Annotated in this window: 19 protein-coding genes and 1 pseudogene; 12 read left to right on the top strand and 8 right to left on the bottom strand. The window is 71.7% G+C overall.

Features of this window, described 5'->3' with window-relative positions; translation table 11 throughout:
* The first annotated feature begins 5 nt into the window (after positions 1 to 5).
* From MNZ29_RS10420 to MNZ29_RS10385, 8 genes are all read left to right on the top strand, one after another.
* Positions 6 to 374, top strand: coding sequence for a PilZ domain-containing protein (locus MNZ29_RS10420; protein ID WP_242339460.1), 369 nt, complete (start codon positions 6 to 8; stop codon positions 372 to 374).
* Positions 371 to 784 carry a cytidine deaminase gene (locus MNZ29_RS10415; RefSeq protein WP_242339458.1) on the top strand — a complete coding sequence of 138 codons (414 nt, stop codon included), beginning with the start codon at positions 371 to 373 and terminating at the stop codon, positions 782 to 784. Before MNZ29_RS10420 ends, MNZ29_RS10415 begins: the two co-directional genes overlap by 4 nt.
* 110 nt (positions 785 to 894) lie before the next feature.
* Positions 895 to 1,863, top strand: coding sequence for a riboflavin biosynthesis protein RibF (ribF, locus tag MNZ29_RS10410; protein WP_242339456.1), 969 nt, complete (start codon positions 895 to 897; stop codon positions 1,861 to 1,863).
* Between the two features lie 134 nt (positions 1,864 to 1,997).
* The gene (gene pilB / locus MNZ29_RS10405; protein WP_242339454.1) at positions 1,998 to 3,704 is read left to right on the top strand and encodes a type IV-A pilus assembly ATPase PilB; all 1,707 of its coding nucleotides are present in this window, start codon (positions 1,998 to 2,000) and stop codon (positions 3,702 to 3,704) included.
* A gap of 28 nt (positions 3,705 to 3,732) precedes the next feature.
* Positions 3,733 to 4,830, top strand: a complete 1,098-nt coding sequence (locus tag MNZ29_RS10400) for a type IV pilus twitching motility protein PilT (RefSeq protein ID WP_242339452.1) — start codon at positions 3,733 to 3,735, stop codon at positions 4,828 to 4,830.
* 61 nt (positions 4,831 to 4,891) lie between these two features.
* On the top strand, positions 4,892 to 6,151 hold the full coding sequence (locus MNZ29_RS10395; protein ID WP_242339450.1) for a type II secretion system F family protein: 1,260 nt from the start codon (positions 4,892 to 4,894) through the stop codon (positions 6,149 to 6,151).
* A gap of 9 nt (positions 6,152 to 6,160) precedes the next feature.
* Positions 6,161 to 7,810 carry a nitrogen regulation protein NR(II) gene (locus tag MNZ29_RS10390; RefSeq protein ID WP_242339448.1) on the top strand — a complete coding sequence of 550 codons (1,650 nt, stop codon included), beginning with the start codon at positions 6,161 to 6,163 and terminating at the stop codon, positions 7,808 to 7,810.
* 8 nt (positions 7,811 to 7,818) lie between these two features.
* Positions 7,819 to 9,192 (top strand): sigma-54 dependent transcriptional regulator, encoded by a 1,374-nt coding sequence (locus MNZ29_RS10385; protein WP_242355092.1) that lies wholly within the window; start codon positions 7,819 to 7,821, stop codon positions 9,190 to 9,192.
* Between the two features lie 25 nt (positions 9,193 to 9,217).
* Here the strand turns inward: MNZ29_RS10385 and MNZ29_RS10380 are convergent, their stop codons facing one another.
* The 8 genes from MNZ29_RS10380 to MNZ29_RS24930 form a co-directional block, all read right to left on the bottom strand.
* The gene (locus MNZ29_RS10380) at positions 9,218 to 14,218 is read right to left on the bottom strand and encodes a pilus assembly protein PilY (protein WP_242355090.1); all 5,001 of its coding nucleotides are present in this window, start codon (positions 14,216 to 14,218) and stop codon (positions 9,218 to 9,220) included.
* Positions 14,219 to 14,233: 15 nt separating this feature from the next.
* The gene (locus MNZ29_RS10375; protein ID WP_242339442.1) at positions 14,234 to 14,737 is read right to left on the bottom strand and encodes a pilus assembly PilX N-terminal domain-containing protein; all 504 of its coding nucleotides are present in this window, start codon (positions 14,735 to 14,737) and stop codon (positions 14,234 to 14,236) included.
* A 10-nt stretch (positions 14,738 to 14,747) separates the two neighbouring features.
* Positions 14,748 to 15,998 (bottom strand): PilW family protein, encoded by a 1,251-nt coding sequence (locus MNZ29_RS10370; RefSeq protein ID WP_242339440.1) that lies wholly within the window; start codon positions 15,996 to 15,998, stop codon positions 14,748 to 14,750.
* Between the two features lie 5 nt (positions 15,999 to 16,003).
* Positions 16,004 to 16,600 (bottom strand): type IV pilus modification protein PilV, encoded by a 597-nt coding sequence (gene pilV / locus MNZ29_RS10365; RefSeq protein WP_242339438.1) that lies wholly within the window; start codon positions 16,598 to 16,600, stop codon positions 16,004 to 16,006.
* An 11-nt stretch (positions 16,601 to 16,611) separates the two neighbouring features.
* The gene (locus MNZ29_RS24440; RefSeq protein ID WP_277957256.1) at positions 16,612 to 17,250 is read right to left on the bottom strand and encodes a Tfp pilus assembly protein FimT/FimU; all 639 of its coding nucleotides are present in this window, start codon (positions 17,248 to 17,250) and stop codon (positions 16,612 to 16,614) included.
* A 217-nt stretch (positions 17,251 to 17,467) separates the two neighbouring features.
* Positions 17,468 to 18,229: an ABC transporter permease gene (locus tag MNZ29_RS10355; protein WP_242339436.1), complete on the bottom strand. Its 762-nt coding sequence runs from the start codon at positions 18,227 to 18,229 to the stop codon at positions 17,468 to 17,470.
* On the bottom strand, positions 18,226 to 19,119 hold the full coding sequence (locus MNZ29_RS10350) for a tetratricopeptide repeat protein (protein WP_242339434.1): 894 nt from the start codon (positions 19,117 to 19,119) through the stop codon (positions 18,226 to 18,228). The genes MNZ29_RS10355 and MNZ29_RS10350 overlap by 4 nt, the downstream gene beginning before the upstream one ends.
* Positions 19,120 to 19,207: 88 nt before the next feature.
* Positions 19,208 to 19,774: a prepilin-type N-terminal cleavage/methylation domain-containing protein gene (locus tag MNZ29_RS24930; protein WP_308197057.1), complete on the bottom strand. Its 567-nt coding sequence runs from the start codon at positions 19,772 to 19,774 to the stop codon at positions 19,208 to 19,210.
* Positions 19,775 to 20,051: 277 nt separating this feature from the next.
* Here MNZ29_RS24930 and MNZ29_RS10340 point away from each other — a divergent pair, with 277 nt between their 5' ends.
* From MNZ29_RS10340 to MNZ29_RS10325, 4 genes and pseudogenes are all read left to right on the top strand, one after another.
* The gene (locus MNZ29_RS10340) at positions 20,052 to 21,005 is read left to right on the top strand and encodes an ABC transporter ATP-binding protein (RefSeq protein ID WP_242339432.1); all 954 of its coding nucleotides are present in this window, start codon (positions 20,052 to 20,054) and stop codon (positions 21,003 to 21,005) included.
* The gene (locus MNZ29_RS10335) at positions 21,002 to 23,218 is read left to right on the top strand and encodes a hypothetical protein (RefSeq protein ID WP_242355089.1); all 2,217 of its coding nucleotides are present in this window, start codon (positions 21,002 to 21,004) and stop codon (positions 23,216 to 23,218) included. Before MNZ29_RS10340 ends, MNZ29_RS10335 begins: the two co-directional genes overlap by 4 nt.
* A gap of 46 nt (positions 23,219 to 23,264) precedes the next feature.
* The gene (locus tag MNZ29_RS10330) at positions 23,265 to 24,260 is read left to right on the top strand and encodes an A24 family peptidase (RefSeq protein WP_242339428.1); all 996 of its coding nucleotides are present in this window, start codon (positions 23,265 to 23,267) and stop codon (positions 24,258 to 24,260) included.
* Between the two features lie 2 nt (positions 24,261 to 24,262).
* A pseudogene (locus tag MNZ29_RS10325) lies at positions 24,263 to 24,622 on the top strand (hypothetical protein); the annotation flags it as partial.

The raw sequence follows: 24,622 nt of genomic DNA, 5'->3' as shown, positions 1-24,622 counted from the left end.
CGAGCATGGACGATCGTCTGCCACCGAAGAGCGACGCCGCCGACCCGACCGATAAAGAGGCCGAGGCGGACCGGCGCGAGAGCGGGCGCATCCCGATCCACCTGCTGGTGCGCGACGCGGCGCTCGGCGGGTCGTTCGAGCCGTACGAGGGCAACCTCGCCCTCGGCGGCGTGTACTTCGGCGGGCTCCACCCACCCGCGGGGAACCGCGTCCAGCTCCGGTTCCTCATCCCCGGGACGCGGCAGGAGATCGAGGCGTCCGGCGAGGTGCTGCGGGTGTCGCGTGAGGGGCCGCGCTTCGGCGCGCACGTGAAGTTCGTGGACATGCCGCTCGCGGCCGAGCTCGCCATCGCGCGCCTCCTGCAGGAAGAGTGAGCGCGCGCTCCGGAAAGAGCGGCGGCGCGGCCGCGCTCGCCCGCGCCGCCCGCGCCGCGCGCAAGCGCGCCTACGCGCCGTACTCGAGCTTCCGGGTGGGGGCGGCGGTGCGCGCCGGCGACGCGGTTCACGCCGGGTGCAACGTCGAGAACGCGAGCTACGGCCTCACGCTGTGCGCGGAGCGGGTGGCGGTCGCCACCGCGGTGGCCGCGGGCGCGCGCCGGATCGACGCCATCGCCGTGGCGAGCGGGACGGACGAGCCGACGCCGCCCTGCGGGATGTGCCTGCAGACGCTCGCGGAGTTCGCCGGGCCCGAGCTGCCCGTCAGGCTCGTCGGGGCGCGCGGCGGGGCGGTCGACACGACGCTCGGCGAGCTCCTTCCGCGCGCGTTCACGAAGCGCTTCCTCTGAGGGCGCTGCTCGCTCGAGCCGACGTCGCGCACCGCAGCCAGGGCGTCCCCCGGCGCGCAACCGCGCCGTGCGTTTGACGGCGGCCGGCCCGCGCCCTATGAACGGGCGCGATGGACGTGTACCGCTCGCTCGACGAGGCCCGCGCCGCGGGGCGCCTCCGCGGCTCCGCCGTCGCGGTCGGCAACTTCGACGGCGTCCACCTCGGGCACCAGCGGCTCCTCGCGCTCGCCGGCGAGCTCGCCCGCGGCCGCGGCGCCGCCGCGGCGGTCCTCACCTTCGAGCCCCACCCCGTCCGCGTGCTCCGGCCGAAGCTCGCGCCGCCGCTCCTCGTGCAGCTGCCGCGCAAGCTCGAGCTGCTCGCCGCCGCCGGCGCGGACGCCACGATCCTCCAGCCGTTCGATCTCGCCTACGCCGCGACGTCGGCGGAGGCGTTCGTCTCCCGGGACCTGGCGGGCGCGCTCGGCTGCGCGGACGTGGTCGTCGGCTACGACTTCACGGCGGGACACGAGCGCGCGCGGGTGGAGACCCTGCGCGCGCTGCTCGCCCCGCACGGCATCCGGCTGCACGTCGTCGAGCCGGTCACGGTGGACGGCCTCGTCGTCTCGTCGACCAAGGTCCGCGAGTTCCTCCTCGAGGGGAACGTCGAGGCGGCCGCCCTGCTCCTCACCCGTCCGCACGACGTGGACGGCGTCGTGGTGCGCGGGGCGGGCCGGGGGCGCGGCTTCGGCTTCGCGACCGCCAACGTCGAGACGGCCGGGCTCCTCCCCGCGAACGGCGTGTACGCCGTCCGCGCCTGGGTGGGCGGGCAGCCGGGGCCGCGCGGGCTCGAGGGCGCGGTGGTCCACGCGGGCGTGTGCAACGTGGGCGTGAAGCCTACCGTCGAGGCGAGCGCGGCGGTGACCGCGGAGGCCCACCTGTTCGACTTCGTCGGCCGGGACCTCTACGGGGAGCGGATCCGCCTCGCCTTCGTCGCGCGGCTGCGGGACGAGCGGCGTTTCCCGTCCGTGGAGGCGCTCCGGGCCCAGATCGCCGAGGACGCGGAGCGCGCGAGAGAGGTCCTGGACAAGGCGCCCATGTAGGCCGGGCTCCGTGATTTACCCTCTCGAATCGCGTACTTACGGTAGCCGCTTCCTTGACCCCTCGCCGAGCTGCCTGCTAAGTTCGCGGAGCTTCACGGCCTTCTCGCGCGCTCCACCCCGAGGGATCTTCACGCATGTCTGGACGGCTCGGCGAACTCCTGGTCCGGGAGAACCTCATCTCCCTGCAGCAGCTGCAGAAGGCCCAGGACGAGCAACGCAAGACGGGCGGCCGCATCGGATCGCTCCTCGTGCGCAGCGGCGCCATCGCCGAGCACGACCTCACGAGCTTCCTCTCGAAGCAGTACGGGGTCCCGGCGATCTCGCTCAAGGACTTCGACATCGACGAGGAGGTCCTGAAGCTCATCCCCAGGTCGACCGCCGAGAAGCACCAGGTCGTGCCGGTGAACCGCGCCGGCGCCTCGCTCATCGTCGCGATGAGCGATCCGTCGAACATCTTCGCCATCGACGACATCAAGTTCCTCACCGGCTACAACGTCGAGGTCGTGGTCGCCTCCGAGCAGGCGATCAAGGAGGCCATCGACAAGCACTACATGGAGAAGGGGCCGAACCTCGAGGAGGTGATGGCGGGGTTCGACGACGGCGACATCTCGGTGGTCGAGGCCGAGGGCGACGACATCAACGCCGTCGACCTCGAGAAGAGCGCGGAGGAGGCGCCGGTCGTCAAGCTGGTGAACCTCATCCTGCTCGACGCCATCAAGAAGGGCGCCTCCGACATCCACATCGAGCCCTACGAGAAGGACTTCCGCGTCCGCTTCCGCATCGACGGCTCGCTGTACGAGGTGATGAAGCCGCCGATGAAGCTGAAGAGCGCCATCATCTCCCGCCTCAAGATCATGTCCGAGCTGGACATCAGCGAGCGGCGGCTCCCGCAGGACGGCCGCATCAAGCTGAAGCTCGGCAAGGGCAAGGAGATGGACTTCCGCGTCTCCGTCTGCCCGACGCTGTTCGGCGAGAAGGTGGTGATGCGCCTCCTCGACAAGTCGAACCTCCAGCTCGACATGACGAAGCTGGGCTTCGAGGAGCAGCAGCTCAAGGACTTCATGGAGGCGATCGACCGTCCGTACGGGATGGTCCTCGTCACCGGCCCGACCGGCTCGGGCAAGACGACGACGCTCTACTCCGCGCTCTCCAAGCTGAACGAGGTCGCGTGGAACATCTCGACCGCCGAGGACCCGGTCGAGTTCAACTTCTTCGGCATCAACCAGGTCCAGATGCACGAGGACATCGGCCTCAACTTCGCGGCCGCGCTGCGCAGCTTCCTCCGCCAGGACCCCGACATCATCATGGTCGGCGAGATCCGCGACTTCGAGACCGCGGAGATCGGCGTCAAGGCCGCGCTCACCGGCCACCTCGTGCTCTCGACGCTGCACACGAACGACGCGCCGGGCACGGTCTCGCGCCTCCTCAACATGGGCATCGAGCCCTTCCTCGTGACGGCCTCGCTGAACGCGATCGTGGCGCAGCGGCTCTGCCGCCGGCTCTGCGCCGAGTGCAAGCGGCCCGCGCAGGTGGACGACCAGGCGCTCCTCGACGCCGGGTTCGCGCCCGAGGAGATCGGCACCTTCCAGCCGTTCGAGCCCGTCGGCTGCAGGACCTGCAACGACCGCGGCTACAAGGGCCGCGTCGCGGTGTACGAGGTGATGCCGCTCTGGGACGGCCTCAAGGAGCTCGTCATCCAGGGCTGCTCGACCGCGGAGCTGAAGCAGGAGGCGATCCGGCTCGGCTTCCGGACGCTGCGCATGAGCGCGCTCAACAAGGTGAAGCTCGGCGTCACCACCCTCGCCGAGGCGGTGGGCAACACCGCGCCGGACAAGTTCTAGCCCCGAAGGCACGAAGGCGAACGAAGACTTGGCAAACCTGCACCAGCTCCTCAAGGCGATGGTCGAGAAGGGGGCCTCCGACCTCCACATCACGACCGCGTCGCCGCCGCAGCTCCGGATCGACGGCAAGCTCGTGCCGCTCAAGACGCCGCCGCTCACGCCCGTCGAGACGAAGCAGCTCTGCTACTCGATCCTCACCGACGCCCAGAAGCACAAGTTCGAGGAGGAGAGCGAGCTCGACCTGTCGTTCGGCGTCAAGGGGCTGTCGCGCTTCCGCGCGAACGTCTTCATGCAGCGCGGCGCGGTCGCGGGCGCGTTCCGCACGATCCCGTTCAAGATCCTCACCTTCCAGGACCTCGGCCTGCCGCCCATCGTCGCCGAGCTCGCGAAGAAGCCGCGCGGGCTCGTGCTCGTGACCGGCCCGACCGGCTCCGGCAAGTCGACGACGCTCGCGTCGATCATCGACAAGATCAACACCGACCGGCACGAGCACATCATCACCATCGAGGATCCGATCGAGTACCTCCACCCGCACAAGAACTGCGTGGTGAACCAGCGCGAGGTCGGGGCGGACACCCAGTCGTTCAAGAAGGCCCTCAAGTACATCCTGCGCCAGGATCCGGACGTGGTGCTCGTCGGCGAGATGCGCGACCTCGAGACCATCGAGGCGGCGCTCGTCATCTCCGAGACCGGCCACCTCGCGTTCGCGACCCTGCACACGAACAGCGCGGTCCAGACGATCAACCGCATCCTGGACGTCTTCCCGCCCTACCAGCAGCCGCAGGTCCGCGCGCAGCTCTCGTTCGTGCTCGAGGGCGTGCTCACGCAGAACCTCCTGCCCCGCGCGGGCGGCCCGGGGCGCGCGCTCATCATCGAGGTGATGGTCCCGAACCCCGCCATCCGGAACCTCATCCGCGAGGACAAGATCCACCAGGTGTACTCGCAGATGCAGGTCGGCCAGACCAAGTTCGGCATGCAGACCTTCAACCAGAGCCTCGCGCTGGCGTTCGCGAGGCGGCTCATCACGCTCGAGGAGGCGATGGGCCGGTCCTCGGATCCCGAGGAGCTGAAGAACCTGCTCGCGAGCGGCGCCGGGATGCGCCCGCCCCCGCCGCCGGCGCGCTGACCACGATTTCGACCCGCGGGCGACCCTCGGCTAGGATCGGCCCGCACCCCGCGAGGAGCTCATGGCACAGGCCGCAGCCGCGAACGCGAAGACGAAGGCCGCGCCTGCGCCCAAGCAGGTGCCGGTCTGGAAGTGGTCGGCGAAGACCAAGCAGGGCGAGGTGAAGTCCGGCGAGATGGAGGCCGCCGACGCGTCGGCGGTCGAGGCGCGCCTCCGCCAGACGGGCCTCGAGCCGACGCGGGTCCGCAGGAAGCCGAAGGACCTCGTCATCCCGGGCCTCGGCCCGAGCGTCGGGACGAAGGACATCCTGGTCTTCACCCGGCAGTTCTCGGTGATGATCGACGCAGGCCTCCCGCTCGTGCAGGCCCTCGACATCCTAGCCACCCAGGCTGACAACCCGGCGTTCAGGAAGGTCCTCACGGCGGTCAAGGTCCGCGTGGAGTCGGGCTCCACCTTCGCCGACGCGCTCGCCGAGCACCCCAAGGCCTTCGACGAGCTCTTCGTCCAGCTCGTGCGCGCCGGCGAGATCGGCGGCATCCTCGACACCATCCTCCAGCGGCTCGGCGCGTACATCGAGAAGAACGAGAAGCTGAAGCGGCGCGTGAAGGGCGCGATGGTCTACCCGTCCATCGTCCTCACCGTCGGCGTGGGCGTGACGGTCGTGCTGCTCGCCTTCGTCACCCCGACCTTCGAGAAGATGTTCAAGGACTTCGGCGGCGCGATGCCGGCGCCGACGCAGTTCCTCATCGACCTGTCGCATGGCCTGCGCGACAACTGGTACTGGTACGTCGCGGTCCCCATCGCGATCGTGATCGCCTTCAAGGTGTTCACGAGCAACCCGCGCGGCGTCGAGAAGTGGCACGCGTTCGTGCTCAAGATGCCGCTGTTCGGGTCGCTCGTGCGCAAGGTGGCGGTCGCCCGGTTCACCCGGACGCTCGGGACGATGCTCTCGTCCGGCGTGCCCATCCTCGACGCCCTCCAGATCGTCGCCCGCTCCGCCGGCAACAAGATCATCGAGAAGGGCATCATGTACGTCCGCGCGAAGATCTCGGAGGGCAAGAACATCGCCGGCCCGCTCGCCGAGACGAAGGTCTTCCCGCCGATGGTCGTGCAGATGATCGGCGTCGGCGAGGCGACGGGCGCCATGGACGCCATGCTGAACAAGATCGCCGACTTCTACGACGACGAGGTCGACGTGGCCGTCGCTGGCCTCACCGCCATGATCGAGCCGGTCATGATGGTGTTCCTGGGCGGGATGGTCGGCGGGTTCCTCGTCGCCATGTACCTCCCCATCTTCAGCATCGCCGGCAACATCAAGTAGCGGGGCGCCGTGGAGCCGACCGCCGCCGCCCTCGCCACGGAGCCCGCGGCGGAGCCGCCGGCCGCCGCGCCTCGCGACGGGCTTCGCCGGAAGCTCGGCTGGCTGACGCTGTTCCGCGTCGTCACGGTGACGGTGCTCCTCGCCGGCACCATCGTCGTGAACCTCGAGCTCGGCCCCGTCATCGAGCGGGACCTCCTGCCTCTCTACGCGGTCGTGGCGGCGACGTACCTCGTCGCGCTCGCCACCGCGCTCGCGCTCCGGGCCGGCCGGGGCCTGACCTCGCTCGCCTACGCGCAGGTGGTCCTCGACGTGCTGGTCGCGACCGCGGTCGTCGCGGTGACCGGGTACTCCGCGTCGGTCTTCGTCGTGATCTTCTCGATCGGCGTCGTGAACGGCGCGATCCTGCTCTTCCGGCGCGGCGCGCTCTTCGCGGCCGCGCTGGCGGTCCCCGCCTACCTCACCGTGGCGCTCCGGGTCGACCCGCACGGCGCGGACGTCTCGCGCATCACGCTCCTCGTCCACGCCGCCTCGTTCGTGGCGGTCGCGTTCCTCTCCTCCTACCTCGCCGAGCAGCTCCGCTCGGCGGGCGAGCGGATCGTCGCGCAGGAGGGGGCCCTCGCCGAGATCACCGCGCTCCACGAGTCCATCGTGGCGTCGCTCACGAGCGGGCTCATGACGCTCGACCTCGCCGGCAAGGTCACCTACCTGAATCCGGCCGGGGAGCTGCTCACGGGCCTCCGCCTCGAGGAGGTGCGCGGGCGGCCCGCGACCGAGCGGTTCGGCGCCTTCCGCGAGGCGACGCCGCGCGGCGAGGTCGAGTGGACGGGCCCCTCCGGGCGGCCCCTCCGGCTCGGGTACTCGGCGTTCCCGCTGCGCGGCCCGGCGGCCGCCGCGATCGGCAGCGCGGTGATCTTCCAGGACCTCACCGCCCTCCGGGAGATGGAGAACGCCGTCCAGCGCAGCCGCCGGCTCGCGGACCTGGGCCGGGTGGCGGCCGGGCTCGCCCACGAGCTCCGCAACCCCCTCGCCGCGATGAGCGGCTCCCTGGAGCTCCTGCAGACGAACGCGGCGCTCCCGCCCGACGAGCGCCGGCTCATGGACATCGTGCTCCGGGAGGCGGCGCGGCTCGACGGGCTCGTGAACGACCTGCTCGAGTACACCCGCCCGGCGCCGCTCCGGCGCGTCCGGACCGACCTCTCCGTCGTCCTCGACGAGGCGCTGCGGGTGTTCGCGAACGATCCGACCGCCGCTCGCGTGACCGTCGAGCAGGACCTCTCGCCCGTGACGGTCGCCTGCGACCCGGACCAGACGCGCCAGGTGTTCTGGAACCTCCTCGTGAACGCCGCCCAGGCGGCCGCCGCGCGCGAGGGCGGGGCCGGGCGCGTGCGCGTCGCCTGCGGGCCCGACGTGAAGGGCGCGCGCCTCGTGGTCGAGGACGATGGCCCGGGGATCCCCGCCGCCGACCTGCCCCGCATCTTCCTCCCGTTCTTCACCACCAAGCGGAACGGCACCGGCCTCGGGCTCCCCACCGTCCAGCGCGTCGTCGACGCGCACCGCGGCAGCGTGACGGTGGACTCGTCTCCTGGGCGTGGGACGCGCTTCGTGGTCCTGCTCCCGCGCGAGGGCGCGGACGCGGGCGGCGCAGGCGCCCCGGGTTAGGATGCGCCGTGGCCTCGATCCTGGTCGTCGACGACGAATCGTCCATGCGCGACATGCTCGAGATCCTGCTCCGCAAGCAGGGTCACGAGGTGCACCTCGCGGCCGACGCGCCGGGAGCCGTGGCGCGCGCCGCCCAGGGCGACCTCGACCTCGTGGTGACCGATCTCCGGCTCGGCGCCGGCTCCGGGATGGACGTCCTCGCGGCGGTGAAGACGCACTCGCCCGCGACCGAGGTGGTCATCGTCACCGCGTTCGCGACGGCCGAGAACGCCATCCAGGCGATGAAGCTCGGGGCGTACGACTACGTCCTGAAGCCGTTCAAGCTCGACGAGCTGAAGCTCGTGGTCGCGAAGGCGCTCGAGCGGCGCGCGCTCGTCGCGGAGAACCGTGCGCTCCGCCACCGCGCCGGCGCGACCTTCGCCGAGCCCGAGCTGCTCGGCCGCTCCGCCGGCATCGAGGAGGTCCGCTCGCTCGTGGAGCGGGTCGCCCGCTCCCGCTCGACCATCCTCGTCATGGGCGAGAGCGGCACCGGCAAGGAGGTGGTCGCGCGGGCGATCCACCGCGGCGCCGGCCCCGACCGGCCGTTCGTCGCCATCAACTGCGGCGCCATCCCGGAGGGGCTCCTCGAGAGCGAGCTCTTCGGCCACGAGAAGGGGAGCTTCACCGGCGCGACGGAGGCCAAGGCGGGCCTGTTCGAGGTCGCCGGGACGGGCACGCTCTTCCTCGACGAGGTCGGCGAGCTGCCGCCCCAGCTCCAGGTGAAGCTCCTCCGCGCGCTGCAGGAGCGGCGCGTGCGGCGCGTGGGCGGGCAGAGCGATCTCGCGGTGGGCGCGCGCATCGTCGCCGCGACGAACCGCGAGCTCGCCGAGGACGTGCAGCGCGGGCGGTTCCGGGAGGACCTCTTCTACCGGCTCAACGTCATCCAGATCCGCGTCCCGGCGCTGCGCGAGCGCAAGGAGGACGTGCCGCTCTTCCTCGAGCACTTCCTCGCGCGCTTCGCCGCAGAGGCGGGACGCCCGGTGCCGCGCCTCTCGCCCGAGGCCGAGGGCGCGCTCCTCGCGCACGACTGGCCCGGCAACGTGCGCGAGCTCGCGAACGTCGTCGAGCGCGCGGTGACGCTGGCCGGGGCGGCGGAGACCATCGACCCCGCCGTGCTGCCGCCCGCGCTCCGCGGTCGCGCGGCGGCGCTGCCCGACGCGCAGGCGCAGCTCCCCGACGCCGGCATGGACCTCCAGGCGCACCTCGACGCGATCGAGCGCCACCTGCTGGAGCAGGCGCTCGCGCGCACCGGCGGCGTGAAGACCGAGGCGGCGCGCCTCCTCAGCCTCACCTTCCGCTCGCTGCGCTACCGGCTCGCGAAGTTCGGGATCGGCCGCGACTGAGGGCGCCGCCCCGACTCGCCGCGGCTCACTTGCAGGTGTTCGGCGCGCTCGGGTTGTGGCGGCAGTCGTGCAGACCCTTCGAGACCTGGATCACGCCGTAGCTCGGGACCGGATCGCGGCTCACCGCCGTCGAGACGTTGGACGCGCCCTTCTCCGGGTTCACCGCCGTGAGCCCGACCTGCACCTGTCCCTTCTGGTTCACGAACACCGTCGCCTGATCGCCCATCGTCGGCACGAGCGTGTTCTGCGCCCGGGCGAACACGGCGGTGCCGCCCTCGTCGAGGACCGGGCTCCCCCTCACCGGATCGACGATGTAGTGGTACGCGACGCGCCGGTTCACCGCGGTGCACTGCGCGACCTGACAGCTCGACCCGGTTCTGCGCGTCACGCCGGCCTGCGACGCGGTCTGGATCGTGTTCCAGGAGAGCCAGCGGAACAGGGCCGTCGTCGACGAGGTGCGCTCGTCGTACCGGGAGACGGGGTAGGTGTGGTCGTCGGCGGTCATCGTGCCGTCGTGGTTGTAGTGGAGCGCCCAGCCCGCGTCGGTGGCGGACGCGAAGGGGCCGGCGGTGTCGTTCCCGTCGATCAGCACGAGCGGCGTCGCGGTGTCGCCCGAGCCCGTCAGCTTGATCCGGTTCGTGTCGTAGGTCTTCGCCTCGGCGGCGGTGCGGAACACCGGGCGCAGGTTGTCGTCCCCGAAGACGCGCGCGGAGATGAACCAGTTGTCCCGCTGGATCGGGGAGGTGGAGTCGCCCAGGTTGAGCAAGAGGCCGTTCGTGCCGGAGCGGGTGCACGAGAGCCCGGCCGCCGAGTCGGAGCAGGCGACGGTGACGTTCTTCTCGGTGTCGTTCGCGCCCGTGCAGTCGATCGAGACCTTCGCCTGGGCGGAGAGCGTGCACGCCGTGGCGCTCGGCTCGGTCTGGCTGCGCGTGGAGGACAGGGCGCCGGACGCCGTGCACGCGTTCAGGGTCGCGGCTCCGGACTCCTTGCCGAGCCCGGTCGACCAGATGGAGTTCGTGGCGTCCGCGATCGTGACGGTGCACCCGCGCTGCACGCAGGCCCGGACGTTGTCCGGGCCGCAGGTGCCGCCGAACCGGTCGAGCAGGTTGTAGCGATCGCCCGTGCCCGCGAACGTGCGCAGGATGCCCCCGGGGATGGCGGCGTTCGCGGTGATGTAGAAGAACGGCTGGCCCGCGCAACCCTCCAGCTCGAAGGCGCGCGCGCCGTACCAGTTCGTCACCTTCTTCGTGGTCGCGTCGAGCTCGCCCGGATCGCTGAAGCGGAGCACCCACAGCTGGCCGGCGGCGTCTCCGAAGGTGGCCGTGTCGAAGTAGCCGTCGTTGGGCGAGGACTCCAGACGGCGGGCGCTCTTGCCCCACACGATCATGGCGGCCGTGGCCGGCACCGGCGCGCGGAGCTTCCAGCGCGGATCGTCCGTCGCGGGGGCGGGGCTCTCCTGCTGGGTGGGGAGGCTGAAGTCGAAGAGCTCGTCGCCCGTCCAGACGTCCACCATGTGCACGCCGCGGCCGCGGACGAACTGGGGATCGAAGCCGCCAGAGAGGAGCGCCACCCAGCGCTCGTGATACGGGACGGCGGTGGACGTCCCCGTCGTCGCGCCCGGGACGGACATGGTCAGCGTCGACTGCGGCAGGGTCCCGAACAGCGCGTTCGAGGTCGAGTCGGACTTGATGCGCACGGGGCCGATGGGCGGCCCGACGGGCAGAAAGTCCGCGTACGTCGCGCCGAACGAGAGCGACTCCTTGTCGGTGGGCTGGGGGTAGATCCAGAGGAATTTCGGCGCCTGGTGACCGGTCTCCGACGGCAGCTTGGTCGCGTCCGTCAGGTCGAGGCCGAAGTAGTGCGTCCCGCCGCGCCGCTCGGCGACCACGGCGACCGTGTGGAACTCCGCCTTGCCCTTCTTGCCGTCCTTGAGGGCCGAGGCGGAGCCGAGGGCGTTCTCCGTGCCGTCCACCCAGACGTCGCGCACCATGGGCGAGCCGTCCACGAACAGCTGGTGCCCCTGGAGCAGGAGCCCGACCTTCGGCAGCATGTCCGGCGGGAGGAGCGCCCACAGCTCCGCCCCGGTGCCGCGCGTGTAGTAGCCGTTGAAGGGAGGCTTCGACTCGTCGATGCCGCTCGTGGTGGGATCGTTCAGGTTCGCGACCCACGCGCCACCGTCGAACGCGTGCAGGAGCCCGTCGTTCGCGCCCACGACCACGACCTTGCGGCGGTTCTTGTACGTGTCGCTCTTCGCGTAGCCCGCGTAGGCGTCCTCCGTGCTGGAGAGATCCGGGACGGGCGTTCCCCAGAGCGAGGTGAGGCACTGGTTGTGGAGGCCGTTCGGGCACAGGATGCCGTCGGGCGGGAGGGGCGGATCCACGACCACGGGCGCGGAGTGGAAGATGTCGCCGAGCATGAGGAAGCGATTCGGCAGCGTGTCCTGCCCGGCGTCGTCGGCGGCCTTCGGCCAGAGCCCCTGCTCGGGCTTCGCCTCGTTCTCGTTGAAGACGTCCGCACCCAGCACGTAGCGGATGAGCGTCTTCGCGCAGAAGAGGCGCGACGCGGAGACGGCGTTCGCGGTGAGGGCGTCGCCGGCCGCGCCGAGCTTCAGGGCGAGCTGGGTGCAGACGCCGCCCTCGAGCGCGAGGTAGGGCAGGAGCTTCGTCGCGACGATGTCGTTGGGCTCGAGGCGGAACACCGTGTCGTAGGCGTCGATCTTGCCGTCGGGCCCGGCGCCGGTCGGGCCGGCGTCGTCCACGACGGTGTAGACGCGACGGTCCGTCAGCCAGCTCGGCGCCCGCATCGCCTTCTGGGCGTCCCAGTACTCGGCGGCGGCCGCCGTGCCCGCGACGGCGCACGTCCCGCCCTTGTCCACGCACGCCGAGGCCTGGTAGCAGGGCGCCGCGTCCGGCGGGTCGTTCTTGCGGAAGGCGCCCGTGCCGTCCTCCTGGATGAAGTCGCCGTCCCTGTCCTTGAGGAAGACGCTCAGGCACTTGCCGTCGCAGTCGAGGTCTCCCGCGCCGGTCCCGTCCGCCGTCTCCTGGCAGGCGTTGATGAACTCGCTGTAGAGCTCGTAGCGGAGGAGGTGGCCCTGCCAGAGCCGATCGCTGGGTGCGCCGGGCTCGAAGCGCGGCACGATCACCGACTGGCCCGAGGTCGTCTGCAGGGTGGAGACCGTCGCCACGCTGAACGACGTGGAGCGCTCGCTGATGGTGAGGAACATGTTCTCGAGCGCCTGCTTCAGCGTCGGGGCGTCGTTCGCCGCCTCGTAGGCGCCACCGCCCATCCTCGCGACGGACTGGAGCATGGTCGCGCCGTCGTTGATGGCGCCGAGCCCGAGCGTGTACACGTCGAGGACCTGCTTGCCGCCCATGGCGGCGCAGTCCTCGGTGCTCTCGTTGTTCCGCCGGAGATCGAAGTTGTGCAGGTACCACGCGACGCGGATCGGGTTGTTGAGCCAGTCCTTCTCGGTGGGGAACTTGGCGCAGTCGGTACAGAGCGAGGTGGGGATCCCGGTCGCGCCGGTGGTGTCCGGGACGACGCCGGTCGTCGTCGCGCCGGCGTACTGGGTCTCGGCTGCGGTCGCGTCGACGCTCCCCGCTGGCAGCGCGTTGCCCTCGGTCGAGGAGGGCGCGCGGTCCAGCATGACGATGATGGAGCTCGCCTGGCACGCGTAGCAGATCGACTGCTGGTTCGTGGACGCGCCGCTCCCGGTGGTCCCGGTGTTGGCGTTCCAGGTCGTGCCGAGGTCGAACCAGGGCAGCTCGGGCGTGTGGTAGTACTGCCCGAGGTCGAGCAGCGCGCGCGCGAGCGGGGCGCCCTTGTTGAAGTGGAACGAGTTGATCTCGTTGATGTAGGTGCTGCGCGAGGCCGTCCAGTTCGAGTCCGGCTGATCGCAGGTCGGCGCGAGCGACATCCACTCGCCGGAGGTGTGGTCCGCGCCGGTGTCGCCGAAGTGCGCGAGGCCCATGCGCACGTTCGCCTTGTCCTTCACCACGTCCTTGATGATCTTGCGCGCCACGACGAACTTGGGCGGGTAGAAGTTGAGCCAGTTCCCCAGGAAATAGATCGACGGATAGGTGACGTTCGCGACGCCGTCCACCGTGGTCCGGAACTGCCTCCCGTCCAGGAAGAAGCCGCGCGTTCGCAGGCACGACGCGCAGATGCTCGCCTTGGACACCGCGCCCTGATCCGCGTTGCCGTAGGTGTTGCTGCAGAAGTTGTCGACGGCGAGGATGGTGCCGCTCTTGCGCGCCGCCGGGTTGACGCTCTGGGCGGTCCAGCCGTCGCTCGCGTTGAACGGCAGCCCGGCCGGAGTCTCGACGACGGTGTCGTGGTAGACGAGGTCCTTGTCGAAGAAGTTCGTCCGGGCCCCGCACGCGACCGTGTCGCCGTTGCTCCCGCAGTAGAAGTCGGGGTCGTAGCCGCCCGGATGGCTCGTGTCGAAGGCTGGGACGGTGGCGTTGACTCCCTGGGAATAGTAGGGGCACGCCTTCCCCTCGGCGGCGTAGTCGATGGACGCGCTGTAGGTGCCGGCGGCACCCGCGGTGGCGACCTGGCCGCAGGGGGACTGGAACGAGCGCTCTCGCAGCCACTTGAGGAGAGAGCCGTCGCCCAGGTAGGCCGCAGACACGGGATCGTCCCCGCACCCCATCACCGGGCAGCCCGCCATCAGGTCGCAGTCCGCGTCGAAGGGCCTCAGCGTGGGGATCGCGTCGAGCGGGTTCTCGAGAGGTGGACGCGTCCCGGGGTACGACGAGGGGCCGTTCGGCGGCAGGCGCCGCATCGAGGTCGGGTTGCCGAGCAGGATGAAGATGTTCGGGACGCCGCCCGCGCTCGTGAAGAAGGTCGCGTCCTCCGGGTCGGCGCCGTTGAGGAGCGTGTCCGTGTAGCTCGTCGCGACGAGCCCACGAGCGGCCGCGGGGGTGAAGCAGGTCTCGGCCGGCGCGTCCGCGGCGGGGAGCAGGAGGGCGGCCGCCGCCGCGGCTGCGGCGAATCGAAGCGCGTTTCGTCGTGAGGAGAGCATGCGCGGAGCCTCGAGCTAGAACAGGGCGAACCGCATCGCGAACTCGACCTCGAGCTCGCGGTTCTGCGCGTCGGTGCACCGGGCCACGACGCGGTAGGCGCGGCCGGAGGTGAGCGCGTCTGGCGACGCGGTGCGGTTCGTGAGGTCCACGACGGGCGTGGGTGCGCCGTCGCTGACCGCCTTCTCGACGGCGAGCACCACCTCGTTCACCTTCATGGCCTCGGTGGACCCGTAGTGCGCGGGCGCCTGGAGCTTGCCGATCCCCGAGATCTCGAGGGGCGTGGTGAGCAGATCGTCGCTCGAGAGGTACCGGGGCCCGTAGCGCGCGATCTCGGCCCAGATCTTCGCCCGGGCCGCCTGCGCGCAGGCCGTGAGCTGATCCACGCGGGACATGGCCGAGGCGTTCCGGCGCTCCTGCGAGGACAGGAGGACGGCGGCGGCGCCGATGACGGAGAGCACCGCGAGCATGATGAGCGCGATGACGAGGGTGCTGCCGCGGGGTGCCGCGCGAGGTCTCATGGAGGCGTTCCTAGAAGAACACCATGCCCTGCGAGAGCATGTTGGGGAGGGCGATGGTGGCCTCGAACGCGACGCGCTCGTACCCGTCCTGCACGCCAACGGCGCCCGCCCAGCTCGGCACCGCGGACTGGTTGAGCCGCAGGATGGGGGCGGTGCCCCTTTCGTTCGGATCGGGCTCCGGCGAGCGCGCGACGAGCGCGATGCGCACCGCGCGGATGTTGGCCTGATGGTCCGTCAGGCGCGCCGGATCCGGGGGGTTCATGAGGTACCGGTACCAGCTCGTCGGTGAGTAGAGGCTCTCGTCGGGCGCCGGCGCCGCGCCGGGGAACTGCAGGGTCGTGAGCGCGTTCGAGCTGGAGGCCGACCCGGGCGCGCCTGCGGTGAGCGTGATCGCGGTGCCCGAGGTCGCGCCGACGACGGAGCCGTTCGCGAGCACGTACGCGACCTGGATCGACTCGATGCCCTCCGCGACGAACTCCTCGTCCGCCTCGTCGACGGCGGTGCTCCCGGCCGAGTCCACGCCGCGATCGAGGACCAGGAACGGATCGGTCTGCGTGCCGACGGTCACCGGGCGAACGTGCAGGCGGTAGCGGTCGATCTCGAAGACCCGCGCCGTGCCGGTCTCGAAGCAGTCGTCGGTGGCCGCGTCCTGGCGCTTGAAGGGATCGCCGCTGACCGCCGCCTCGAGCGGGACCGCGACGGCACCGCCACCGGCGGGCGCAGGCGTGGTCGTGCTCACCGTGAAGTAAGCGTACTGGCTCGCCCCTTCGCAGACCGCCTGCAGGATCCGGCCCTTGCGGAAGACGTCGCCGTCGCGGGCCTGGATGTTCGCCACCGCGGTCGTGACGCCCGAGGTCGTGAGCGTCCAGGCGTGTCCCGCCGCCGTCCCCACCCCGGTGGGCGGGATCCAGTAGGAGGGATTTCGCGCGTAGAAGACGAGCTCGTCCGAGTCGTCGGTCCGGTCCCGCTTGCACGCGCCGGAGACCTGCAGCAGGGCGGGGCACGGGCCGGAGGTGTACCGGTCGAGGTCCAGCGCGAGGGACGGCGCCATTCCGTAGCCGGCGAGGGGCAGCTTCTGCTCCAGGAACAGGAGCGCGCTCCGCGCTGACGACTGTGCCGCGCGGACGCGGTGCCCGTCGGTGTAGGCCTGCTGCTGCGCCTGCACGACGGCCACGATCCCGACGAGCACGATGGCGGACACCGCCATCGCGATGAGGAGCTCGACCAGCGTGACGCCGCGTGGGGAGGGGCGGGAGCGCATGGAGGTCATCGGTACGCCGCGGCGTAGGAGAGGGCGAGCCCAGCGTTCGAGCGCTGCGAGAGGACCACCACCTCGCGCGGAGTGCCGTTCCCGCGCTCGTGGTAGATGACCGACACGGCGATCACCTTGCTCGCGGAGGCGCCGCTCGCGGTGCCTTCAGCCGAGTAGTTCCAGACGGTCCAGCGTCGGCGATACAGCGGCTTGCCTGGGTCGAGCGGATCCGACTCCAGTGCGGCGTCGAGGCGAGCGCCCGGGACCGTGTTGGTGGAGTCGTCCCACGTATGCACGTTGCTCCCGCCGGTGCCGGCCTCGAGCAGCCGCCCGAACCCCGCCGGCGGCGTCGCGGTGGCGGCGGGTCCGGAGAGTCGGCTCTGCGAGTCGTCGAACGGCAGCGCCTCCAGCGCGCCGGCGAGCTCGGTCGCGAGCTGCGACGCGGTCGTCTGCACCCGCGCGCCCTGGTTGGAGGTGATCCCCATGATCTGCATCTGCATCATCCCGAGCAGCCCGATGGTCAGGACGACGAGCGCGATCATCACCTCGAGGAGCGTGAACCCAGCCTCGCGCCGCGGCGGCGGACGGCGCTCGTTTGCGCGGCTCTGCATGGAGGCGGCTCCTAGTTCAGGGCGAAGGTGCGGACGATGCCGGCGGGGAACGCGACGACCATGCCTCGCCGGTCGGCCGCGGGGGAGTCGGTCTCGGTCGTGAGCGCGAAGGCGTAGCCCGGCTTCCCGGACGCACCCTCGGCGGACACGCTCCCGTCGCGAGCGAAGCGGAAGGCGAAGCGCCTCTTGCTGGAGACGGTCGCGGTCAGGTCCGCATCGAACAGGGGGATGGCCGCGAACGGAGCGGGCGGCGCGCCCGTGGCGCTCGGGTCGAGGCGAACGCCGGCCGGCATCGCGACCTCGTCGACGTACTCCGCGTTCGTGGCGGAGCTCGCCGCAGAGAACGCGGCGAGCGTCCAGGAGGCGTTCGGGTCGCGCAGGATGAAGTAGCGCGTGCAGGTGGCGCGGGCGAGCGCACCGCAAGCCGCCGGATCCGTGCCGTCGACGAGGACCAGGAGGTAGTCCTTCTGGTCCGAGATGGCCTGCGCCTTGAGCCCCGAGAGCTTCATGGCGAGCTCGAACGTCGCGCTGCCCAGGTTCGCGTTCCGCTGGGCCATCCGGTACACGACCATCCCCATGGCGGCGAGGATCCCCACGATGGCGACGACCACCATCAGCTCGATGAGCGTGAACCCGCGGCTCCGGCGCATGGGTTCACGCCAAGCAAGCCGCGGGCCCACGACTGGGCGGTCGATTCCTGGAGATTCCTAGAAACGCCGGGTCGTTGCACGAAGCGAAAGGTGCCGATGGCCGGCGGCGACGCTACTCGTTGCAGCGGTCGCTAAAGTTTGCATGTGGGCGTGGCGCCGACCTGCGGCGCGCCAGGTCCGCGGCGAAGCCGACGTACCTCCGCGTACTACCGCGAGATCATCGGAAGTCGCGCCGCGCGAACGACGCGGAGGCGAGCGCCAGCGCGCACGCGACGTACAGCGCGGCGTAGGCGAGCGGCCAGGCGACGCGGGCCGCGGGGATGGCGGTCTGGTAGACGACCTGGATCTTGAAGTCGAGCGCGCCGAGATTCGGGATGACGTACGCGACCCACCGGACGAGCTGCCGCTCCTTGTAGAAGACGAACACGTCGCGGGAGAAGTGGCCGGCGAGCGCGAGCGCGAGCGTGAAGATCGCGGCGAGCGTCGCATTGGTCATGCTCGAGAAGACGGTCGCGATCGCGGCCACGATGGCGAGCTGGGCAGCGATGCCGACGAAGGCGGCGACGAGCGGGGTCTTCGAGAGGAAGGCGAGCCCGCCCGTGTAGACCGCGAGCACGCCCCCGCTCGCGAGGGCCATGACGAGCAGGTTGAGCCACAGGGTCAGGACGAGCCCCGCGTACCGGCCGAGCAGGTACTGCCACCGCCCGACGGGCTTCGCGACGATGGGGTAGATCGTGCGCCGCTGCACGTCCCCCGCGACCAGCCCCGCGCCGAGGAACACGGCGATGAGCGTGCCGAACAGCTGCGCCGAGGTGAGCGCGAGGTCGGAGATGATGCGGTGCTGCTCGCCGTAGGTGAGCTCGGAGAGCGTGATCGAGGCCGCGATGAGCAGCAGCGCGAACACGAGCAGGTTGACCGCGAGCTTCTGCCGCAGCGCCTCGCGGAGCGTCACCCACGCGAGGAGGAGGACCTTGGTCATCGTGCGTCCTTGTACGGCACGGGGCGGCGCAGCCGGCCCGGCTCGGCGGGCTCGACCCGGACGTCGCGCCCCGTGGAGTGAACGGCGCCGTCGCGCCACACGTACGCGCCGCCGAACGGCTCCTCCGGGACGCGCTCCAGTAAGCCCGCAGCGAGGAGGTCCTCGAGGCGCGCCGGGTCGTGACCGCGAGCGGCCCGGAAGCGCTCCACGGCTGCGTCCAGGATCGCGAACCCGTGCTGCAGGCGGGCGGAGCGGTACTGCTCCTCGAGGCCCGCGCGCAGCCCCTCGTCCGTCGCCGACGCGAGCATCTCCTCGATGAAGCGCACTGCGTGCTCCGGAGCGCCGCTCTTCACGTTGAGGGCGAGGGCGAGGGCGGAGATCCGGGTCGAGGCGCCGGGGGTCCGGGCCGCGATCTCCGCCCAGCGCGCCGCCGAGGCGTAGTCGCCGCGGTAATAGAAGTCGTTGAAGGCGATGTAGAACGGGTACGACCACCAGCCCGGACCGCGCTGCATACCCTTCTTCAGGATCGCGTCGGACTCCTCGAGCCGCAGCGCGGAGGAGAGGGCGAGGCCGCCGGTCTGGTACGCGTACCCGTGGCCCGGGTCGAGGTCGGTGACGAGATCGACGAGCGGGAAGACCTGCTCGAAGGAGCCGCGTCGCAGCGCCTGATCGCCCAGGTACTGGACCGTCTGGAGCCACCAGTAGTTGGCGACGCTGAGCTGCACGGCCGGGGAGAGCGCCCGCAGCGGCCGGCTCGCGGGCAGGTACCGGATGTCGAAGCGCTGCGCCTCCTGCATCCGGAACACCTGCGTCGCGGCGCGCGACAGCGCGAACGCGAGCACGACGAGGAGGGCGGCCGGGACGAGCACGGAGGCGTGGAGGCGCTTCATCGGGGCACCGAACGAAGAGCGGCACCGCCCGGTGTCGGGCGGTGCCGCGCAGAATACCTCGCGGCCCGTCCGGCCGCGAAGACGAGGCCTAGAAGAAGGACTCGCCCGAAAGAGTCGTCACCTGGCCCGGGGCATCCGTGCCGAACGCGAAGACCTTGCCACCCGTGTGGCCGCTCACATCGACAGCGGAGGCGCAGGGTGCGTCGGGAGCCTTCACGCCCTCGGTCCCGTTCGCCCGGATCTGCGGCTGCCACAGCGCGTCGCCGGCGTACTGGCCGTCCGCGTCGATATCCGTCCAGCCGCAGACCGAGACCGCGACGTTTCCAGCCTGGTTCGCGGCGTACTGACCGTAGGTCGAGCCCTGCACCACCCAGTCCAACCCGCCAGCGGCAGTGTAATCACCGGTCTGCCAGACGATCTTCGTCGCAGAAGGCGTGCCGCTCGGCGTGACCCCGAGGTTCTTGTACACGCCGCCCTCGCGCTGCCGCCCCGCCTCCTGCGCCTTGAAGATCGCCTCGATGTTCATCTTGCGCTCGCTCGCCTTCGAGCGGAGCTGGTAGCGCAGGAAGTTCGGGATGGCGATGGCGGCGAGGATGCCGATGATCGCGACGACGATCATGAGCTCGATGAGGGTGAAGCCCTTCGTCTTCTTCATGTGACCTCCTGGATGAGCCGGGCGACCAGGTGGACGCGCCGACGCTGCTGTGGGACGCCGCGTGTCGACAGCCGGCGCCCGGTTCTCATGCGGCAGCCCTCTGCGAGCGGGATGCCAGGGGCCACGGCCTCTCCAACCCCTCCGAAACACGAGGACGGCCTCCGGCGTCCCCTGCCGCGTTCGGTCGGTCCGGGTCGGAACAGGTGACGATTCTCGTCAGCCGTTCCGACCGCCCGCGCTTTGACAGCGTGCCGGGTGCGTCTGAAGATGCGCTCGAATGATCCTGCGGACCCAGGGCCTGTCGAAGACGTTCGAGGTCGGCTTCAGGCGAAGGAAGGTGCGGGCGGTCGAGGATGTCAGCCTCGAGGTGCACGAGGGCGAGATCTTCGGCTTCGTGGGGCCGAACGGCGCGGGCAAGACGACCACCATCAAGATGCTGATGGGGCTCATCTACCCGACCGCGGGCGAGGCCTCCATCTTCGACGCGCCGATCCCCAGCAACGCCTCGAAGAAGCGGATCGGCTATCTCCCCGAGCACCCCGCGTACCACGAGTTCCTGACCGGCCGCGAGGCGCTCCGGCTGTTCGCGGCGCTCTCGGAGGTGCCGCGCCCGCTGGCGCCCCGCCGGTGCGACGAGCTGCTCGAGCTCGTGGGGCTCTCGAGCGCCGCCGACCGGCAGATCCGGAAGTACTCGAAGGGCATGCAGCAGCGGCTCGGGATCGCGCAGGCGCTGGTCGCCGATCCAGCGCTCGTCATCCTGGACGAGCCGATGAGCGGGCTCGACCCCGTGGGGCGCAAGGAGGTCCGCGACCTGATCCTCGAGCTGAAGCGGGCGGGCAAGACGGTCTTCTTCTCGACGCACATCCTGCCCGACGTGGAGGCCCTCTGCGATCGGGTCGGCGTGATCATGCGGGGCCGTTTGCGCGACGTGGGCCGCATCGGCGAGCTGCTCTCGCCGCGCGTCCGGAGCGTCGAGCTGACGGTCGAGCTCTGCGGCGGGTCCGAGCACCTCTCGCGAGGGCGCATCGTCGCGTGCGACGGGCCGCGGGTCACCGTCGCGTTCGACGACGAGCAGGCCGCGGACGCCGCGGTGCGCGGCCTCGTCGGCTCCGGCAGCAGGCTCGTCTCGCTCACCCGCCACCGCGAGACGCTCGAGGACTTCTTCCTCCGCAGGCTCGGTGAGTCCTCCGAGGCGCGCCCGGAGAGCGGCGCGGCGCGCGCCGTCGCATGAGCTGGAATTCTTCGAGGCTGCGGGGCGCCGCGCCGGGGCTCGCGGCGCTCGTCGCGATCCTCCTCCTCGCCGCGTGGGCGCGCGTCGCGAACTTCCCCGCCGTGCTCGGGCGGGGAGAGCTCGCGCCGCAGATCGACGGCGACTCCTCGTACCACCTCCACCGCGTGCTCGAGACGGTGAAGCGCTTCCCGCGCGTCCCGCACTTCGATCCGCTCATGAACTGGCCGGAGGGTGGCTTCTGCCCCTGGGCGGACGGGTTCGACCTCTCCGCGGCCGCGTTCGCGCTCGCGGCGGGAGGAGCGGACCCTGCTCGGACCCGGGTCGCCGTCGCGCTCTGGCCCGTGCTCCTGGGGCTCCTCACCGTGTGGGCCACGGTGCGGCTCGCCAGGCGCGTCGCGCCCGGCCCTTCGTGGAAGAGCGCCGCGCTCGCCGCGGGCGTCGCCGCGGCGCTGCTTCCGGAGGCGGTCGTGCACTCGCGCCTGGGGCGCATCGACCACCACGTCGTGGAGGCCCTCGCGATGACGCTCCTCGCGACGTGGGCGCTCGCGCGCGTGCCCGTTCGCCGGGGCGTCGTGCCGCCGGCCCGCGCCTGGTTCGAGCTCGAGGGCGCGATCGTGGCGGCGCTGGCCGTCTGGGTGTTCAGCGGCTCCCCGATCTACGTCGCCCTCGCGACGCTGCCGCTCGCGTGGGCCGCCAGGAAGGACGGCGGGATCGTCGGCTCGGGCGGTCCCGCCCTCCTGGCGGCCGGCGCGCTCTCCGCGCTGCTCTCGATCCCCGCCGTCCTGGACCACGGTCACCTCGTCAGCTTCAAGTTCCCGTCGCTCCTCCAGCCCGCGCTCCTCGGCGCCGCCGGCCTCGGGCTCTGCGCGTGGGCGTGGATCGCGGCTGCCGAGCCCGGACGGCGGCGAGCCCGCCTCGTCGCCGCCGCCGCGGCCCTCGGGTCCGCCGTCGCCGTCGTCGTCGCGTTCCAGCGAGGCGCGCTCCTCGAGGTGGCGAGCGGGGTCCAGGGTTGGCTGTTCCGGCGGGACCCGTGGCTCGCCACGGTCGCCGAGTTCAAGCCGCTCTTCGGGCGCCTGCCGACGGACGAGACGCGCTGGATGCAGTCGTACTGGTCGCTCGGGTGGGCCGGGTTCTTCCTGCCGCTGGCGTCGCTCGTGGTGGCGGTGCGCCTCGGAAAGCGCCCGCGCATCGCGGCGCTGCTGTACTTCACCGCCGCGCTCGCGGCGCTCTCGCTCCTCCAGACCCGCTTCAGCCGCGTCGCGGTGCCGTTCGTCGCGGTCACGACGGGGCTCGCGGTGACGGCGACGTGCCGACAGCTCGGCCGGCGCTGGCCGTGGCTGCGCGCGAGCGCAGTTCCTTCCTTGCTGCTGCTCGTCTTCTTCGTCGCGGATCCACCCACCCGGCTCCTCGTCCAGCTCGCGCCGCGCGTGAAGCCCGAGCCCATCCTCGAGGCCGCGTTCAACCTCCGCGATCTGCCGCTCTCCTCGCCGGACCGTGGAGTCCTGTCCAACTGGACCTTCGGCCACCAGCTCGAGGTCCAGGCGGACGTGCCCGTCGTCGTGAACGGCTTCGGGTCGTATTTGGACGAGCGAGCCTTCTGGAACGCGGTGGACATCTTCAAGGGAACCCCGGGCGACCTCGACGCGTACATGGTGAGGAACCGCATCGGCGCCGTCGTGGCGGGCGCCGCCACCGCCGGAAGCGAGATCTCCGGCGCCGGTGACGCGAACGCGTTCGCGCGGGGGGCGCTGAACGCGAGCTACATGAGGTCAGCCCCGCTGTCGCCGCTGCTCATCGCGGGCTCGGCCGTGCCGGGCTGGGACGTGCCGCACCTGCCGCACCTCATGCCGCGCTACGCCTCCTCCGCCATCGTGAACGGCATCGCCTTCCCGCTGCCCTTCCTCTGGACGTACGAGCGCGTCCGTGGCGCAGCCGTCAGCGGTACGGCCGCCGCCGGGGCGCGCGTCATCGCGGAGCTCCGCTTCACCGAGAACCGCCGCGCCCACACCTACAAGGCCTGGACGGACGCCGGGCGTGACGGAGCGTGGACCCTCGTGCTGCCCTTCCCGAGCGGCATGCTGCGGCCCGGCCTCCGGTCCGAGGCGCGGTGGACCGTCTCCTCGAACGGCGGCCGGCCCGTCGAGTTCGAGCTCCCCGAGGACGCGGTCCGGACCGGCGCGACCATCGCGCTCGGCGACCTGCCACGGACATGAGCCGAAGGGTCGAGCATCGCCGCGGGAGGCGCGGATGAGCGGGCCGGTGGACGCCCTCGTCGCGGCGTGGTTCACGCTCGTCGGGGCGCTCTTCGGGAGCTTCCTGAACGTCGTCATCGCGCGGGTCCCGGCGGGCCTCTCCGTCGTCCGGCCCCGATCGCGGTGCCCGCGGTGCGGGGAGCCCATCGCCTGGTACGACAACGTCCCGGTCGTCTCCTGGCTCCTGCTGCGCGGCCGCTGCCGCAGGTGCGCGCTGCCGATCTCGATCCGGTACCCGCTCGTCGAGCTCCTCGGCGCCGCCGCGGGCTACCTGGCCTGGCGCCGGCATGGGATCGCGCCGGCGGCGGGCGCGGAGCTCGCGCTCGTCCTCGCGCTCGTCGCGCTCGCCTTCATCGACCTCGACACCTGGCTCCTGCCGCACGTCATCACCTGGCCGCTCCTCGGCGCCGGAATCGTCGCCTCCGCGCTCGGCTGGAGCGCCGCGCCGTCGCTGGCGTCGTCGCTCTGGGGCGCGGGCGTCGGCTGGGGCGCGTTCGCGGCGCTCTCGTGGGGTGGGGAGAAGATCCTGAAGAAGGAGGCGCTCGGGTTCGGCGACGTCTGGCTCCTCGGCGGGCTGGGCGCGTGGCTCGGGCTCGGGGCGCTTCTGCCGGTGGTGCTCCTCGCGTCCGTCCAGGGGAGCGCCGTCGGGATAGCGCTCGTGCTGCTCGGCAAGGGCGAGACCGGGGAGCGGCCGCCGCGTGCGGGCACCGAGGCTGCTCCGGCCGAGGGCCCTGCCGCGTCCGCTCCCGCCGAGATCGAGGTGCCCGCTGGCGAGACGGCGGCAAGGCTCGAGACGCCGCCGGCCGATGCCGCGCCGGAGACGTCCGGAGGGCCGACGGAGGACACCCCCGCGCCGCCGGAGCACCCGGCCGCCGACGAGGACTGGGTCCCACCGAAGAACGCGGTCCCGTTCGGCCCCTTCCTCGCGCTCGGGGCGATCGAGTGGCTCTACGGGGCGGAGCTCCTCGCGCGCGCGTTCCCCGCCCTCGGCGCGTTCCGCTGAGCATGCGTCCGGGAGTCCGCCCCGTCCTCCTGCTCGATCTCGCCGCGGCGGGCGCGGCCGTGGCCGCGGTAGTCCTCGCCGCGGGGCTCCCGCTCGCCGCCCGCGGTGCGCTCACGCCCAGGGCGCTCGCGCTCGTCGTCGTCGCGGGCGCCTGCGCCGGCGTCGCGCTCGGGGCGGCGCTCCTGTTCCGTGCCGTCGCGCGCCCCGTGGACCGCCTCCTCGAGGCGGCGGAGCGGCTCGGGGCGGGTGCGCACGCGGAGGCGCTGCCGCTGCTCGCCCCCACCGGCGAGCCCGCCGCGCCTGCCGGCCGCGGCGGGGGCGGGGGGGGGGGGGGGGGGGCGGCGGGGGGCGGGGCGGGAGGG

It is taken from the genome of Anaeromyxobacter sp. SG64, assembly GCF_022690745.1.
Classification (GTDB): Bacteria; Myxococcota; Myxococcia; order Myxococcales; family Anaeromyxobacteraceae; genus Anaeromyxobacter; species Anaeromyxobacter soli.
The sequence above is the reverse complement of the archived record's forward strand: the minus strand, read 5'-3'. Positions and strand labels throughout refer to the sequence as shown.

What these genes read in the sequence shown, in the direction of transcription:
- MNZ29_RS10420 (WP_242339460.1), top strand. Translation starts at nt 6, where the DNA reads ATGGACGATCGTCTGCCACCGAAGAGCGACGCCGCCGACCCGACCGAT.
- ribF (WP_242339456.1), top strand. Translation starts at nt 895, where the DNA reads ATGGACGTGTACCGCTCGCTCGACGAGGCCCGCGCCGCGGGGCGCCTC.
- pilB (WP_242339454.1), top strand. Translation starts at nt 1,998, where the DNA reads ATGTCTGGACGGCTCGGCGAACTCCTGGTCCGGGAGAACCTCATCTCC.
- MNZ29_RS10395 (WP_242339450.1), top strand. Translation starts at nt 4,892, where the DNA reads ATGGCACAGGCCGCAGCCGCGAACGCGAAGACGAAGGCCGCGCCTGCG.
- MNZ29_RS10380 (WP_242355090.1), bottom strand. Translation starts at nt 14,218, where the DNA reads ATGCTCTCCTCACGACGAAACGCGCTTCGATTCGCCGCAGCCGCGGCG.
- MNZ29_RS10375 (WP_242339442.1), bottom strand. Translation starts at nt 14,737, where the DNA reads ATGAGACCTCGCGCGGCACCCCGCGGCAGCACCCTCGTCATCGCGCTC.
- MNZ29_RS10370 (WP_242339440.1), bottom strand. Translation starts at nt 15,998, where the DNA reads ATGCGCTCCCGCCCCTCCCCACGCGGCGTCACGCTGGTCGAGCTCCTC.
- pilV (WP_242339438.1), bottom strand. Translation starts at nt 16,600, where the DNA reads ATGCAGAGCCGCGCAAACGAGCGCCGTCCGCCGCCGCGGCGCGAGGCT.
- MNZ29_RS24440 (WP_277957256.1), bottom strand. Translation starts at nt 17,250, where the DNA reads ATGCGCCGGAGCCGCGGGTTCACGCTCATCGAGCTGATGGTGGTCGTC.
- MNZ29_RS10355 (WP_242339436.1), bottom strand. Translation starts at nt 18,229, where the DNA reads ATGACCAAGGTCCTCCTCCTCGCGTGGGTGACGCTCCGCGAGGCGCTG.
- MNZ29_RS10350 (WP_242339434.1), bottom strand. Translation starts at nt 19,119, where the DNA reads ATGAAGCGCCTCCACGCCTCCGTGCTCGTCCCGGCCGCCCTCCTCGTC.
- MNZ29_RS24930 (WP_308197057.1), bottom strand. Translation starts at nt 19,774, where the DNA reads ATGAAGAAGACGAAGGGCTTCACCCTCATCGAGCTCATGATCGTCGTC.
- MNZ29_RS10340 (WP_242339432.1), top strand. Translation starts at nt 20,052, where the DNA reads ATGATCCTGCGGACCCAGGGCCTGTCGAAGACGTTCGAGGTCGGCTTC.
- MNZ29_RS10335 (WP_242355089.1), top strand. Translation starts at nt 21,002, where the DNA reads ATGAGCTGGAATTCTTCGAGGCTGCGGGGCGCCGCGCCGGGGCTCGCG.